The following is a 15,927-nucleotide window of genomic DNA, read 5'->3' as shown; positions in this document are numbered from 1 at the left end:
ATGGACATCACATGGCAGGATCCGGTCACCGGCGCACACGGTTTCGTCGTCATCGACACGCTGGTGAGGGGAACCGCTTCGGGCGGTCTGCGAATGCGTCAGGGATGCACCCTCGAAGAGGTGCGGGGACTGGCTCAGGGGATGACGCGCAAGGAGGCGATCCATCTGCGGCCGGGCCGGCACTACGTTCCCGTCGGCGGTGCGAAGGGCGGCATCGACTTCGACCCACGTGCCCCCGGAGCCAGAGACATCCTCGAACGCTTCCTCGTCGCCATGAACCCGATCATGCGCGCCTACTGGGCCCTCGGCGAAGACCTGGGCGTGCGCCAAAGCGATATCGACGACATCCTCGCACAACGTGAGCTCGGAAGCGGGCTGGCAGCCGTCGAGAAACTGCTCACAGACCCGCAAGCCGCCACAGAGCGAGCCGCGACGGCCTTCTCCACGATTGTCGACGGTGTGGGACAGGACGAACTCGTCGGTGGACTCGGAGTGGCCACCTCGGTGATCGCTGCACTCGAAGCCGAGGGGAGAGACCCGGCCAACTCGAGCGCAGTGATCCAAGGATTCGGATCGATGGGCGGCGCGAGCGCCCGGTTCCTCGCCGAGGCGGGGGTGGCCATCGTCGGCATCGCTGATGCCGATGGGTTCGTGTCCAACCCGGCCGGCCTCGACGTCGAGGCCCTGCTGGCGACACGGGATCCCTTCGGCGGCATCGACCGGGCCGCACTGCGGCCCGAGGATCTGGACGGTGACCGTGGAGACTGGCTGGCCGCCGACTGTGATGTGCTGGTCCCCGCCGCTGTCAGCTACGCGATCACGCCTGAGAACTGCGAGACCATCACCGCCGGGCTCATCGTCGAGGCCGCGAACATGCCCGTCCTGCCTGATGCAGAAGACCGCCTGCAGGCCCGAGGGGTCACGGTTGTTCCCGATTTCCTGGCGAACTCTGCGACGAATGCATGGTGGTGGTGGGTGACGTTCGGCGATGTCGATGGCAGTTGGGAGACCAGCAGGTCGCTCGTGACGAAGACTCTGCGCGAACTCACGACACAAGTGCTGGGCGATGCCGGCCGGCAGCACATCACCCCCAGGCAGGCAGCGCAGGCGAGGGTCGACGCGAACCTCGAAGCCCTCCGGGCCGACTCGATGGCAGATCGCTAGAACCATGAACCGGTTCTTCGACCCCGGCAGCGTCGCCATCCTCGGAGCCTCGAACGACCCGGCGAAATGGGGGTTCTGGCTCTCCGCAGGTGCGCTGCAAGGCACCGGCAGGCGTCGGGTCTACCTCATCAATTCCCGAGTCGCCTCCATCCAGTCCGAGCCCACGTTCGCGAGTTTCGCTGACCTGCCGGAGACCCCGGAACTTCTGGTCATATCGATCCCAGGCACGGGGGTTGCGGCCGTGGTGGGCGAGGCGCTTGCCGCTGGCGTGACGGCCTTCCTCATCATCTCGTCCAGGGTTCCCGGCGCCGCCGACCTGGCAGAGCGCATCGTGTCTGCGGGGGCACGTCTCATCGGGCCCTCATCCTTGGGCGTCGTCGATTCGGGCAACGACCTCCTTCTGGCCTGGGGGAACTTCACCCCAGGCTCTCTGGCCGTGGTGACGCAGAGCGGTCAATTGGGAACGGAGATCGCCACCCTCTCCGCGCGCAGCGGACTCGGAATCTCACGTTTCGCCTCCATCGGCGGACAGTCCGACGTCCGGGCAGCAGAGATCCTGAACACCCTCGTCGACGATGCCGACACCACACAGGTCGTTCTCTACCTCGAATCCTTCACCGGCGGCAGTGCCCTGGTCTCGGCCATGCAGGCACTGCGCGCGGCCGGAAAACCCACGATGATCCTCACCACGGGCCAATCGGACGCCGGCGCCAGGCTCGCGAAATCGCACACCGGATCACTCACCTCGGCGATGGACACGGTCGATGCCGCCTGCCGCGCCGCCGGTGCGATCCGACTCTCGACACCCGGTGAGGCGGTCGAACTCGCCGGTTTCCTCGGCACCTCGTGGCTGCCTGCAGGGAAGCGGATCGCCATCATCTCCGACTCCGGCGGACAGGGCGCGATCGCGGCAGACCGAGCCGAATCCCACGGACTGCGCGTCAACGTCCTCGACGCCGCCACCAGTGACCGCATCGCAGAACACCTGCCGCAGGCCGGGCACATCGACAACCCGATCGACCTCGACGGGGCAGGGGAGGCGGACCTGTCGGTGCATTCGCGTCTCGTCGCTGAGCTCCTCGCCGATGAGGCCATCGACGCAGTCATCCTCAGCGGATACTTCGGCTGCTACGGCGAGGACATCCCCTCTCTCCTCGACGCAGAACTGGCCGAGGTGGGGCAGCTGGGCGACACCGTACGCTCGCACCGCAAGCCGCTCATCGTCCACTCGATGAGCGCCGATTCGCCCGCCGTCGCCGCGCTGTGGGAGAACTCGATACCCGTCTACACCTCGATCGAATCGGTCATGCGCGTCGTCGCCGGAGCAAGCTTCTACGCCTCACACGCCGGGCGCATCACCGAAGCTCTGGAACGCTCGGGTCCGGTCACCCCCTGGGGGACCGGCTACACGGCGGCGCGGGACACGATCTCGGCAGCTGGGGTGCCGGTGCCGCAGGCTCTGACCGTGAGGCGCGGAACCGAACTCGCCGAGACGATGGCCGGTTCGGACCTGACTCCGCCGTTCGTGCTCAAAGCCGGTTGGCCCGCACACAAAACGGAACTCGAGGCGATCGCGCTGGGCCTCAGCGATGCCACAGCCCTCGAACACGCCTATACGGAGATGGTGGCCCGCCTCGGCGAGGGCGAGTACATCGTCGAGGAGATGGACACCCGCGGTGAGGCCGTCGAAATCCTCGTGGGTGGCCGACAGGACGAGAACTTCGGGCCCATCGTGATGGTGGGAGCCGGAGGAACCGAGACCGAACTCTACGGCGACACCTGGCTCGAGCTGGCACCGGTGACGCATGCGGAAGCACTCGACATGGTGTCCCGACTCACGTGCTATCGGCTGCTCACAGGGTGGCGTGGACGGCGTCCGGCGGACCTTGACGAACTGGCCGAGATTATCGTCTCGGTCTCCCGTCTGGTCGCTGGCAGCAATGAGATCCAAGAGGTCGAGATCAACCCGGTGCGCGTCACCCCCGATGGAGCGCTCGCCGTCGATGCACTCGTCGTGACCAACCGAGACGAGGAGGACGATGGCAGCACCGATGACGACAGCGACAGCAGTGGAATCACTGACAGCCCCGACAGCGACGATGATGGCAATGGCGATAAGGAGTCACGATGACAGAGGAACAGTCAGAGATCACGGGCGGTGCACACCTGGCCCGGGCGCTGACAGCCGAGGGAATCACACGAGTCTTCGGAATCCCCGGCACCCACAACCTTGAGATCTTCGCCCAGTTGGCGGCCGAGGGCATCGACATCGTCTCACCTCGCCACGAACAGGGAGCCGGGTACATGGCCGACGGTGCTGCCCGCGTCACCGGCGCGGTGCAGGTCGTCGTCACGACGACGGGACCGGCGGTGTTCAACGCGCTGACCGCGCTGCTGCAGTCCTTCACCGATTCGGTTCCAGTCCTGCTCATCAGCCCCGGCATGCCGCTGACCCACCCGGGACGCGGCAACGGACTCCTCCACGAGGTCCGCAACCAGAGCCAGGCGATCGAAGCAGTCCTCGGTGACGGCCATCGGGTGACAAGCCCCGGTGAGGTGTCCCTGGCAATCGGACAGGCCCTGTCGCGCATGCGCACAGGGCGCGCTCGCCCCGCCTACATCGAGATCCCCCTCGACCTCATCGAAGCAACTGGTCCCGGTTGGGCCCACCCTGCGGTGGCCCGTCCCCATCCGAGCCCCGAGCCCTCGGCAATCAAGTCCGCCGCCGAGGCGCTGGCAGACTCCCAGCGTCCCCTCCTCATCGTCGGGGCCGGGGCCCGCAGCGCCGGAGTCGAGATCGAAGAGCTCTCCCGGGTGCTCGGGGCCGGGGTCATCCTGTCCTCGAACGCGAAGGGCACGATCGACGATGAGTTCGAGAACAACCTCGGCGCCATCGGAGTCCTCGAAGTCCTGCCGGAGGTGCTCAGTGCTGCCGATGCTGTGGTGGCCATCGGCACTGAACTGGCTCCCAGCGATTTCTGGCCCGAACCGATGCCGCTGCCGCACACGGTTGTGCGCATCGACCTCGACGAGGTGCAGATGCTGCGCAATGCCCGCGTCACCCACCCCATCCCAGCCGATGCCACGGACGCGACGATCGCGTTGACGCACCAACTGCACCAGACCAGGTCGACCAGCCGCTCACGGGCCGCAGTCGAGTGGCTGCGCGGCTGGCAGGACACGATCACGGCCGCAGCCAAGGATGAAGGAGCACCCTGGGCGCAGCTGTGCGGCGGGCTCAACGACTACACCACCTCGGCGATATCACCGGTCATCGTCGCCGCGGATTCCACGATGTGCTGTTACTACGGTGTGCAGACCGGATGGATGGCACGCCGAGGTGATCGCTTCCTCTACCCGGCAGGCGCCGGAACCCTGGGGTACGGTCTGCCCGCAGGAATCGGTGCGAAACTCGCCGTGCCCGCAGCCAGGGTCGTGGCGATCGAGGGCGACGGGGGAGCGATGTTCACGATCGCCGAACTCGCCGCGGCAGTGCAGGCGCGAGTATCACTGTCACTCATCATCGTCGACAACGGCGGGTACGGGGAGATCCGCAACGAGATGGCCGACCGCGGCGATACCCCTGCGGGAGTGGAACTGCTGGGACCCGACTTCCCGGCCCTGGCTCAGTCGATGGGCGCTCGCGGTCTCCACGTCGAGACCCAGGAGCAGCTGGCGACGGCACTGCAGCAGGCCGAGGACTTCGCCGGACCCACCCTCATCCACATGACCGAGGACTCCCGCGCGGCTACGGACATGCTGGGTGCGGCCCGGCAGGCACAGAGTTCGCACGAGTCGACACAGAGTTCGCATGAGGCGACACAGAGTTCGCACGAGAAGAAGGACCTGACATGAGCTATACACCCTGGCCGCTGAGTGATGAGCAGAACGACATCATCGAGCTCTGCGCCACCTTCGCCAAGGACAAGATCCGACCCGCAGGCCCCGGCGTCGACGAAGCGGACACCGAGTCCCCGGTGGAGCTGTTCCGCGAGGCGGCACGCGTGGGCATCACCGACTTCATGATCCCCGAGCAGTACGGGGGCGGCGGCTTCACCGACGTCTTCACCCAATGCCTCGTCCAAGAGCAGCTGTGCTTCGGGGACCCAGGCATCGGCAACCTGCTGTGCTCCAACGGCTTCTTCGCCGATCCGATCCTGGCACTGGGTACCGAAGAGCAGAAGGAGACCTGGCTGCGTCCCCTGACCGGACCAGACCCGGTCTTCACGGCTCTGGCAACGACCGAACCGGGTTCTGGATCCGACTCCGCCTCGATCACCACGAGGGCAGAGGCTGTTGACGGCGGTTACCTGCTCAACGGGCAGAAGGTCTGGATCTCGAACGCCGGACTCGCCGAGGGCTATGTGGTCTTCGCCAAGACCGATCCTGCGCAGCGCTCACGTGGGGTCACCGCCTTCCTCCTGCCCAGGGAAACCGAGGGTATGGAGTTCGGGGCCCCGATGAAGAAGATGGGCCAGCGGGCGATCGTGTGCAGGGAGATCTTCTTCTCCGACGCGTTCGTGCCGACCCACAACCGCCTCGGCGAGGAGGGGCAGGGCTTCTACGGACTGATGCGCACCTTCGACATCTCTCGTGTGGTCCTCGGCGCCGCGGCACTGGGCACAGCCAGAGCAGCCTACGAATACGCCCGCGACTATGCGCGCGAACGCACGCAGTTCGGCAAAGCGATCATCGAACACCAGTCCGTGGCCTTCCGGCTGGCAGACATGGCCGCGCGCATCGATGCCGCCTGGCTGCAGGTCCTCAATGCGGCCCGGATGATCGATGCCGGTGACGGCGTGCCGCGGGAGAAGGTCACCGCCGCGGCGGCCATGGCGAAGCTGGGTGCCTCGGAGACGGCGATGTTCTGCACCTGGGCCGGAGTCCAGACCCTGGGTGGATGGGGCTACTCGCGCGAGCACCCCGTCGAGCAGTGGATGCGTGATGCCAAGCTGGAAGAGATCGAAGAGGGGACCTCAGACATCATGCGGCTGCTCATCTCGCGGAATCTGCCCTGACACTGTGGGTGACTTCCTGTGGGTCATTTCGTGAGGATGCATTCGTGCGGCGCCGCGATCTTTTCCGAGGTCACTTGGCGTCATCTGGAATAGTCCTCACGATTACCGTGTTGTTCGAGATGAGACCCTGCTATAGGGTCGAAATGAAGCCGCCGACTCTGGCGGACATCAATTCTCTTCAGGAGGAATTTCATGGCTGAGCAGTACGTCCTTCCGGAACTGCCCTACGACTACTCCGCACTTGAGCCGCACATCTCGGCTCGCATCATGGAGCTGCACCACGACAAGCACCACGCAACCTACGTCAAGGGTGCCAACACCGCTGTTGAACAGCTGGCAGAAGCTCGCGAAAGCGGGAACCTCGCCAACGTGCCGAAGCTGACCCGCGATCTCGCGTTCAACCTCGGTGGACACGTCAACCACTCGATCTTCTGGAACAACATGTCTCCAGACGGCGGCGACAAGCCCGTCGGCGAACTCGCAGCAGCCATCGACGACCAGTTCGGCTCCTTCGACAAGTTCCGTGAGCACTTCACCACGGCAGCCACCACGATCCAGGGCTCCGGTTGGGCCGTGCTCGTCTACGATCAGCTCGGTGGAAACCTCTTCATCGAACAGCTCAAGGACCAGCAGTCGGACATCCAGCTCGGCGGAACCCCGGTTCTCCAGCTCGATATGTGGGAGCACGCCTTCTACCTCGACTACCAGAACGTCAAGCCTGATTACGTCAAGGCCTGGTGGAACATCGTGAACTGGGCAGATGCAGGCGCACGCTTCGACCGCGCCGTGGCTCAGACCAGGGGACTCCTGCTCGGCTGATAGCCGTACAGACCCTGAGACGGCGGCTCCGACCCATCGCGGCGGGGCCGTCGTTTTCATGTCCGGGGACTGGCCTGCAGACCGTGACAGGCTGCACCCGAGCCCTCGTTAAGCTGGGGCCATGGTCGAATTCCTCAGACGCTGGCGCCGCGATGATGTGGGCGCTCTCGCCGACATCTATGCCCGAGCCGATACCGACCTTCTCAGCAACATCCCCGACGACCGCTCACCAGCAGGTGCGCAGGCATGGCTCGACAGGATCCGCAGTGCCGAGGATGAGGGGACTGCGGCGGCCTACGCAATCGTGGCCGGTGACCTGACTCCGGTCGGCAATGTCATGGCAACTGCCATCGAGCAGCGCCATTCGACGGCCTGGATCTCCTACTGGCTCGATCCCAGTGTTCGCAGTCACGGACTGGCCGCGGCCGGATTGCGCAGTCTCGTTGACCGTCTCCATGACGAACTGGACGTCTATCGCCTGGAACTGGGATACCGCGTGGACAATCCCGCATCGGGCGGAGTCGCCAAGAGCGCAGGATTTGCAGTCGAGGGCAGAGAACGCGAACGCCTTCTCTACGACGGGTTCCGGTTCGACACCGTGGTGTGTGCCCGCCTGTGCGGCGATCAACGAGTCTCGGGTACTCGGCTGCCGATCCTTGCTTCCTCGACCCCACCACCTGATGACGGTGACAGCGCCGTGAGTCGTTAGACTGGCCTGCGGAGATCGTCGAGCAAGGAGTTACGAACTTATGAATGCGATTCGGGTAGCCGTCATCGGAGCACAGGGCCGCATGGGCGCCCAAGCTGTCGACGCCATCACCGAGGCCGAGGGCCTCGAACTCGTTGCGACCCTGGGCAGCAGAGACTCCCTGGAGAGCCTGCTCGAGACGAGCATCGATGTTGCGGTCGAACTCACAGTTCCCGCCTCGACGGAGGCGAACGTGCGCTTCCTCGTCGAGCACGACATCGACACCGTGGTCGGAACGACCGGCTGGGACGCTGAGAAGCTATCCGGTCTCGAAGAGCTCCTGGCCAAGCATGCTGACACCGCCGTGCTCATCGCCCCGAACTTCTCGATCGGTGCGGTTCTGGCCATGCGCTTCGCTGAGCTGGCCGCACCGTACTTCGACTCCGCCGAGGTGGTCGAGATCCACCACCCACGCAAGCTCGACGCTCCGTCGGGAACGGCGAACCACACCGCGCAGCGAATCGCGGCAGCCCGGAACGAGGCCGGCCTGCCTCCGGTACCCGACGCCACCGAAATCGATCCCAACGGTGCTCGCGGCGCAGTCGTCGACGGCATCCACGTGCACGCGATCCGGCAGCAGGGCATGACAGCCTCGGAGGAGATCCACTTCGGTTCCAGCGGCGAGGCCCTGACGATCCGGACGGACTCACATTCCACCTCGGCGTTCATGCCGGGAATCGTCACCGCAGTGCGGTCGATCTCCGACTACACCGGCCTTCTGCACGGCCTCGAGAATATGCTCGACCTCTGATGTCCAAAGGCAAAATCGGGGCGATCGTCGTCTCAGTGGTGCTCGTCTTCTACTTCGTCCTCATGGGGCATCGAGCATGGGTTCTAGTCAGGGAACCCGATCTGATTCCACGACTGATGGGCATCGCCCTCTTCGTCCTGCCCCTCATCGGAGCCTGGACGCTGATCGTCGAACTCATGTTCGGTGCACGGACCGAGAAGTTGGCGCGCATCCTCAAATCAGAGGGTGGACTGCCCGTCGATGATCTTCCGCGAACTCCGGGCGGGAGGATCATCCGCGAATCCGCCGACGAAGCCTTCGGCCAGTACCAGGCCGAGGCAGAGGCCGCACCCGAGGACTGGCGCTCATGGTTCCGCCTCTCCTGTGCCTACGACGCGTGCGGAGATCGCAAGCGCGCCCGATCAACGATGCGCAAGGCCGTCACGATGCATCGGGCGGGTGTGAAGCAGAATTCCTAGCCGGCCCGGGCCCCGGAACCGGCGACGCGGATCGGATGATCGCCGCGACCCCACCCTCAAGCGGGCCATGGGCACCGATCGCCAGCTTCCACATCAGAGCGAAGCCGATGAACACGAGAGCATGCAGACCGAACTCGACGGCCTGCGGTGACATCGCCTCACCACCGAGCATCGGATTGGCCTCGATCCAGGGACGAGTGATCTCGAGCAGGACGACATGGGCGGAGTACACGCTCAAGGGCATTGAGCCGGGAGCCGTCAACGGCGCCAGCACCCAGGTGCTGCGCCCCAGCAGCATCGCCAGCGACTGACAGACGACGATGGTCGTCAGCGCGGTCCCGGCCGTGGACAGCAGGTCGAAGGGCGTGCCTGAGTGCGGGCCCGCGATCGCCAGCCACCACCACGACGTCGTCGGCGTCACCCCATAGCTGCCGGTGAACAGCGCCGCATTGAGATCGGTCCCATACAGCTCGGACACCCGAACCAGCACAGGACCGCCTCCCGCGAAGTTGATGAGCAGCCAGGAGACTCCCTTGCCGACGAGAAACAGTCCCAGACCGGCGGCGAAGAGAGACATGAGGTGCCTGCCGATATCGACCTTCGCGACCGCCATCCCCAATAGGATGTAGGACAGCCACTGCAGAATCGGGTAATAGCCGGTGAGCACCAGGTCGTGGAGCATCGTCCCAGGGGTCGCGAAATCGAACCATGACATCGACGAATACATCGGCTCCAGGCCGAACTGGCTGCGGACGAGCATCGAGAGCACAGGACTGAGGACCATCCAGGCACCGGCGATGACGAAGAGTGTGCTGGCCCGCAGGCGCAGAAACAGCATCGCAATCGCGAACATGACCCCGTAGTTGACGAGGATGACAGCCAGCAGCGACGAGATCGACCCCAGGCACAGTCCGATGATGACGATCGCTCCCGCCCGGATGAGCACACTGGGCACGGCATCGCGCAGACGTCCCGAAGCTGCCATCCGCGACCGAGTCGAGAGCACCAGCGAACAGCCGGCCAGGACCGCGAACAGCGCCGAGGCACGCCCCGCGAACACGGCGGCCCAGGTCGGGAGGCCCTCGGGATCGGACAAGGCGAAGATGTGCGTGACCATCATCGCGAACAGGGCGATTCCGCGAGCGGCGTCGAGGCCGATGAGTCGCCCGGCGGGGCTGAGGCGATCACGGACCGTTGTCCTGTCATCAGTCGTTGTGCTGCCAGCAGTCGCCGAGGTGGGGGAGCGGTGTGAGCTCATGCCTCGATTCTCACATGGTCAGGCACATCCCGGTTGTTCTGAACCGAGCACTTGGGTGTTCTGAACCGAGCACTTGGGCCTTCCATCGTTATTAATACCGTGATATGAATTACGTGTCAGGACCTACCCCGCATGCATCAAGGACGATCATGTCTTCACTGTTCCCTCACCTCTTCGAACCCATCACGCTGGGCGCGAAGACCATTCGCAACCGCATCGTGTCCTCCGGCCACGACACCGTACTCGATGACCACGGGATGATCGGCGACGATCTTGTCGCCTATCACGAAGAGCGATCCAGGGGCGGCTGCGGTCTCATCGTCCTCCAGGTCTCAGGCGTCCACGAGACCGCCCGTTACACGAACCATGTGCTCATGGCCACCGACGATTCCTCGGTGCCCGGATACCGGGCCGTCGCCGAGGCGGTCCACCGACACGGTGCCGCCATCTTCGCCCAGCTCTTCCACCCCGGCCGTGAGGTCATGGACGGCGAGCGCGGCATGGCACCTCGCGCCGTGGCTCCCAGCGACGAACCACAGGAGAGATTCAAGGTCGTCCCCGAGACGTTGAGCACCTCCGCGATCAAGGACATCATCGCCGGGTATGCCAGCGCCGCGAAGCGCATCGCCGACTCCGGCATCGACGGCGTCGAGATCGTGGCCAGCCATGGGTACCTGCCCATTCAGTTCTTCAACCCGCGAGTGAACACGCGCACCGATGAATACGGCGGCAGCCCGGCCAATCGTCGTCGTTTCCTCGCCGAGGTGGTCGCCGGGGTTCGCGAAGCAGTGGGCCCAGACGTCGTGGTGGGCCTGAGGATCTCGGGAGAGGAGAAAACCGAGGACGGCCTGGTCGCCACCGAGGTGCTCGACCTCATCGGCCACCTCGACGCGATGAAGGTCGCGAATGGGTCCGGTGAGCAGATGGACTGCCTTGACTACTTCTCGATCACCGCCGGAGACTCCTCGACCCTGCAGGGAGCGGTGCACATCGTCCCCTCGATGCAGATCGACCCGGCCTATGCCGCGAGCCTGTCCGAACAGGTCAAGAAGATCACCGACCGACCGGTCATGGTCGCCGGCCGGATCAACCAGCCCCACGAAGCAGAGAAGGCCATCGCCGACGGCCGCACCGACATGGCGATCATGACCCGGGCGATGATCTGCGACCCGGCGATCGCCAACAAGGCCCAGCACGACGCCGTGGACGAGATCCGAGCCTGCATCGGCTGCAACCAGGCCTGCATCGGGCACTTCCAGATGGGCGTGCCCATCTCCTGCATCCAATACCCCGAATCGGGTCGGGAGCTGACGTTCCTGCCTCGGCCTAGGGTGAGAACCCGACGTCGAGTGCTCGTCATCGGGGGAGGCCCCGCCGGACTCAAGGCGGCAGCGGTGGCGGCGGAACAGGGAGATGACGTCGTCCTCTGCGAACGCGAGCCCCACCTCGGCGGGGCCGTGCTGCTGGCACAGGAGCTGCCCTACCGGTCCGAATTCGGGGGAGCGGCGACGAACCTGAGCGCCGAGGCACGACGCGCGGGAGTCGACATTCGAACGTCGACGCCGGTGACCCAGCAGATTCTCGCCGAGGTTGCCCCCGATCACGTGATCGTCGCGACGGGGGCCAAGGCGCGTATGCCACGACTTGAGGTCGACGATGAGGCTTTCGTCGTCGGTGCCCGCGACTATCTGAGCACCCAGCCGAGTCTGCCTTCAGGCCGTGTGCTCGTGACCGACTGGAAGGGCGACTGGATCGGTCTGGGCATCGCCCTGCGTCTGGCCCAGGCCCGCGTACCGGTGACACTGGCGACCGCGGCGAACTTCGCCGGAGCCGCAATCCAGCAGTACACACGCACACTGCTCATGTCCCAGGCTCTGCGGGAGGGAGTCGACTTCCTCAACGACGCCCGCCTCGTCGGAGTCGATGCGTCGACCGGCTACCTGCAGTCGACGCTGTGCGAGGTCGTCCACGAGGTCGACGGCGTGGCAGCCACCATCGTCTCCGGCGCACCGCAGTCCGTGATCCCAGATCTCGATTTCGGGTCCGCGAGCGTTCGCACCATCGGGGATGCCGTGGCGCCGCGGACGGTGGAGGAAGCGGTCTTCGAAGGGCTGCAGGCCGCGAGCAGTTTGGCGGCCGTCTCGTGAGCATCGGGAGCATCGTGAGAACGGCATTCCGGTGAGCCCGCGTCCTCAGCACTCCGCTGTCGAGGTCGCATCCAGGCGCAGCGCCATCGTCGAATCTGCCCTTGACCAGATTGCCCAGCACGGTCCGGAAGCCGTGCGGATGAAGGACATCGCCGAGGCGGCGGAGCTGTCCGTGGGTACTCTGCAGTACTACTTCGGGTCCCGGGAGTCCCTGCTCGACCACGCATTCTCGACCCACAGCAGCACAGTCGTCGACGCCATCGTGGGCCTCACGCAGGAGCAGGGGACAGCGTGGGAAAGGCTGCAGTCGAGTCTGCGCGCCGTCCCGAGGATCGGTGACCTGCAGCGGCGCTCGCGGGTGTGGATCGAACTCGTCGCCGCCTCGCCCCGCAACGAGTACCTGCGAGACTCGGTCGACGCGATCTTCGACACATGGAGTGCCCACTTCCGGGGACTGATCGCCATCGGCACCGACGACGGGAGCTTCCGGCCGCACGCCGATGTGGATCTCATCGTCGACACACTCATCGCGGTCATCGACGGCTACGATGTCGGCGTGGCCGCTGGTCGCAGTGCCGCGACGTCCGATCGGATCGCGGCATCCCTCGAACTCACTGCCGGACGGCTGCTGGGCATCGACGACACGGTCGCAGCCGGTGACGGTGACGCCGGCGCTGCGACCGCCGGCAGCGCCGCAGCCACCACTGGCAGCGCCGCAGCCACCACTGGCAGCGCCGCAGCCACCACTGGCAACGCCGCAGCAGGTGCAAGGGTCAGAACCCGGTCGGTGTGATCTGTCTCTCGTGGCCTCACCGCCATGAGTGGCCCAAGCTGACTGTCTCGCACACCGCCGATGAGCGGCATGCGGCCACGGGTGACAGCAGGCGATGAGGAAATGCACTGGTGGCGCGCGCAAGGCCACTGCCGCAGTCATGAGCTGTGCGCGGTATCCTTTTCGTATGGCGATTCTCGGTGACAGCGCAGCAGCCGCTGCAATTGATGCGTTCGGTACGGTCGGCACGGCGATGGTGACGCCGTTCAAGGACGACGGAACCATTGATTATCCTGCCGTGGAGAAGGTTGCGAACCACCTTGTCGACCTCGGCAACAACATGCTCGTGGTGTCCGGTACCACCGGCGAATCACCGACGACGACCGATGACGAGAAGATCGAACTGCTCAAGGTCGTCCGCGGTGTCATCGGCAACCGGGCGAAGATCATTGCGGGTACTGGCAACAACGTCACCTCGCACACCATCGATCTGTCCAAGCGCTCGGCCGAGGCCGGTGCGGATGGAATCCTCATCGTCACGCCCTACTATTCGAAGCCGACACAGCCGGCCATTGCCGCCCACATGCGCGCAGCCGCCGACTCCACCGACCTTCCCGTCATGCTCTACGACATCCCGGGACGATCGGGAGTGCCGATTCGGACGGAGACTCTCCTCGAGTTGGCCGATCACCCCAACATCCTCGCGGTCAAGGACGCCAAGGGCGACCTCTTCGCCTCGGCGCAGGTGATGAACCGCAGCTCCCTCGTCTACTACTCGGGTGAGGACGCGCTCAACCTTCCGCTGCTGGCTCTGGGTGCCCTCGGTGTCGTCTCCGTGGCGGGCCATGTCTGCACACCGCGGTTCGCCGACATGGTCGACGCCGTGGCGAACAACGACCTCACCACCGCTCGCGCGATTGCCCATGAAACGGCAGACATGGTCGACGCGCTCATGAACCACATGCCGGGAGTCATCTCGGCCAAGGCCGCACTACAGGCCCAAGGAATACTTGACAACCGCGGTACGCGAATGCCGCTGCTCCCAGCAGATGATGAGCAGATGGCCCTCGTGACCGCCCAATTGACCAGGAGTGGTTACCTCAGTGAATAATGCATTGACTCAAGAACTGAAGCTTCCGCCGAAGATGGACCCGGAAGCCGTCCGCATCGTGGCGCTCGGCGGCCTCGGCGAAGTCGGCCGCAACATGACCGTGTTCGAGTACCACGGCAAGCTGCTCATCGTCGACTGCGGCGTCCTCTTCCCGGAAGAGGACCAGCCAGGCGTCGACCTCATCCTTCCCGACTTCGCCTACCTCGACGATCGCCTCGACGACATCGTCGGCCTCGTGCTCACCCACGGCCACGAAGACCACATCGGAGCCGTGCCCTACCTGCTGCGTCGCAAGGCCGATATCCCGATCCTCGGTTCGAACCTGACGATCGCTCTCATCGAGGCCAAGCTCAAGGAACACCGGATCAAGCCGATCACCCGCGTGGTCAAGGAGAACGACCTCGATCAGCTCGGCCCCTTCGACCTCGAGTTCGTCGCCGTCAACCACTCGATTCCCGATGCTCTCGCAGTCTTCATCCGCACCGGCGCGGGCAACATCCTCCACACCGGCGACTTCAAGATGGACCAGCTCCCGCTCGATGGCCGGATCACGGACCTGCGCGCCTTCGCCCGCCTCGGCGAGGAAGGCGTCGACCTGTTCATGACGGACTCGACGAACGCCGAGGTCCCTGGATTCACCGCTCTGGAGAAGGACATCGGGCCGGTTCTCGAGAACCTCTTCGGCCACGCCGAGCGCCGGATCATCGTCGCCTCCTTCTCTTCGCACATCCACCGCGTCCAGCAGGTGCTCAACGCCGCAGACGCACACGGCCGCAAGGTCGCACTCGTCGGCCGCTCGATGGTGCGCAACATGAAGATCGCCGAGGATCTCGGGTACCTCGAGGTGCCCAAGGGTGCGCTCATCGACATCAAAGAGGTCGACAAGCTGCCCGATGATCAGGTCGTGCTCATGTGCACCGGTTCCCAGGGTGAGCCGATGGCTGCCCTGTCGCGCATGGCCAACCGCAGCCACCGCGTCGAGGTGGGCGACGGCGACACCGTCATCCTCGCCTCCTCGCTCATCCCCGGCAATGAGAACTCCGTGTTCAAGGTCATCAACGGACTGATGAAGCTGGGTGCCAACGTCATCTCCAAGGCCGACGCCAAGATTCACGTGTCCGGACACGCCTCCGGGGGCGAGCTGCTCTACTGCTACAACATCGTCCAGCCCCGCGGCGTCATGCCCGTTCACGGCGAATGGCGACACATGCTGGCCAACGCCAGGCACGCCGAGGCGACCGGAGTGAACCCGGACAACATCGTCCTCGCCGACGACGGCTGGGTGGTCGACCTCAAGGACGGCCACGCCGAGGTTGTGGGTGCAGTCGACTGCAACTTCGTCTTCGTCGACGGCTCCTCGGTCGGTGAGATCACCGAGGCGGACCTCAAGGACCGTCTCGTGCTCTCCGGCGAAGGCTTCGTCACGATCTTCATGGCCATCAACAGCCAGTCCAAGTCCCTCATCGCCGGCCCCGAGATCCACGCCCGCGGTGTAGCCGAGTCCGATTCTGTCTTCGACTCGATCATGCCGAAGGTCACGAAGGCCGTCGAGGATGCGCTCAAGGACGGCAACACCGACCAGTACCAGCTGCAGCAGGTCGTGCGCCGCACTGTGGGACGCTGGGCGTCCTCGAAGCTGCGTCGCAAGCCGATGATCGTCCCCATGGTCGTCATCGTCTGA

At 65.1% G+C, this 15,927-nt stretch carries 13 protein-coding genes; 12 read left to right on the top strand and 1 reads right to left on the bottom strand.

The genetic code is table 11. The features are described 5' to 3' along the window. From HX613_RS13040 to HX613_RS13005, 8 genes are all read left to right on the top strand, one after another. Complete coding sequence (locus HX613_RS13040; protein WP_235345721.1) at positions 1-1,164, top strand: Glu/Leu/Phe/Val dehydrogenase dimerization domain-containing protein; 1,164 nt, start codon at positions 1-3, stop codon at positions 1,162-1,164. Positions 1,165-1,168: 4 nt separating this feature from the next. Then, complete coding sequence (locus tag HX613_RS13035) at positions 1,169-3,295, top strand: acetate--CoA ligase family protein (protein WP_235345720.1); 2,127 nt, start codon at positions 1,169-1,171, stop codon at positions 3,293-3,295. Continuing rightward, on the top strand, positions 3,292-5,019 hold the full coding sequence (locus HX613_RS13030; RefSeq protein ID WP_235345719.1) for a thiamine pyrophosphate-binding protein: 1,728 nt from the start codon (positions 3,292-3,294) through the stop codon (positions 5,017-5,019). Before HX613_RS13035 ends, HX613_RS13030 begins: the two co-directional genes overlap by 4 nt. After that, on the top strand, positions 5,016-6,182 hold the full coding sequence (locus tag HX613_RS13025) for an acyl-CoA dehydrogenase family protein (RefSeq protein ID WP_235345718.1): 1,167 nt from the start codon (positions 5,016-5,018) through the stop codon (positions 6,180-6,182). The genes HX613_RS13030 and HX613_RS13025 overlap by 4 nt, the downstream gene beginning before the upstream one ends. 192 nt (positions 6,183-6,374) lie before the next feature. Beyond that, positions 6,375-7,001, top strand: a complete 627-nt coding sequence (locus HX613_RS13020) for a superoxide dismutase (protein WP_235345717.1) — start codon at positions 6,375-6,377, stop codon at positions 6,999-7,001. Between the two features lie 121 nt (positions 7,002-7,122). Next, positions 7,123-7,710 (top strand): GNAT family N-acetyltransferase, encoded by a 588-nt coding sequence (locus HX613_RS13015; RefSeq protein ID WP_235345716.1) that lies wholly within the window; start codon positions 7,123-7,125, stop codon positions 7,708-7,710. A 40-nt stretch (positions 7,711-7,750) separates the two neighbouring features. After that, positions 7,751-8,500 carry a 4-hydroxy-tetrahydrodipicolinate reductase gene (gene dapB / locus HX613_RS13010; RefSeq protein ID WP_235345715.1) on the top strand — a complete coding sequence of 250 codons (750 nt, stop codon included), beginning with the start codon at positions 7,751-7,753 and terminating at the stop codon, positions 8,498-8,500. Beyond that, complete coding sequence (locus HX613_RS13005) at positions 8,500-8,958, top strand: tetratricopeptide repeat protein (RefSeq protein ID WP_235345714.1); 459 nt, start codon at positions 8,500-8,502, stop codon at positions 8,956-8,958. Before dapB ends, HX613_RS13005 begins: the two co-directional genes overlap by 1 nt. Here the strand turns inward: HX613_RS13005 and HX613_RS13000 are convergent. Next, the gene (locus HX613_RS13000) at positions 8,921-10,216 is read right to left on the bottom strand and encodes a heparan-alpha-glucosaminide N-acetyltransferase domain-containing protein (RefSeq protein WP_235345713.1); all 1,296 of its coding nucleotides are present in this window, start codon (positions 10,214-10,216) and stop codon (positions 8,921-8,923) included. The genes HX613_RS13005 and HX613_RS13000 overlap by 38 nt on opposite strands. Positions 10,217-10,365: 149 nt before the next feature. On the opposite strand from HX613_RS13000, the gene HX613_RS12995 reads away from it, so the two are divergent. The 4 genes from HX613_RS12995 (at position 10,366) to HX613_RS12980 (ending at position 15,927) form a co-directional block, all read left to right on the top strand. Then, complete coding sequence (locus tag HX613_RS12995; RefSeq protein WP_235345712.1) at positions 10,366-12,363, top strand: NADH:flavin oxidoreductase; 1,998 nt, start codon at positions 10,366-10,368, stop codon at positions 12,361-12,363. Between the two features lie 31 nt (positions 12,364-12,394). Further along, positions 12,395-13,156, top strand: a complete 762-nt coding sequence (locus HX613_RS12990; RefSeq protein ID WP_235345711.1) for a TetR/AcrR family transcriptional regulator — start codon at positions 12,395-12,397, stop codon at positions 13,154-13,156. A gap of 166 nt (positions 13,157-13,322) precedes the next feature. Next, positions 13,323-14,246: a 4-hydroxy-tetrahydrodipicolinate synthase gene (dapA, locus tag HX613_RS12985; protein ID WP_198398283.1), complete on the top strand. Its 924-nt coding sequence runs from the start codon at positions 13,323-13,325 to the stop codon at positions 14,244-14,246. 34 nt (positions 14,247-14,280) lie between these two features. Next, on the top strand, positions 14,281-15,927 hold the full coding sequence (locus HX613_RS12980) for a ribonuclease J (protein ID WP_235345817.1): 1,647 nt from the start codon (positions 14,281-14,283) through the stop codon (positions 15,925-15,927).

This window comes from Brevibacterium sp. UCMA 11754, from assembly GCF_021532275.1.
Lineage (GTDB): Bacteria > Actinomycetota > Actinomycetes > Actinomycetales > Brevibacteriaceae > Brevibacterium.
This window is presented reverse-complemented; position numbering and strand designations above follow the sequence as displayed.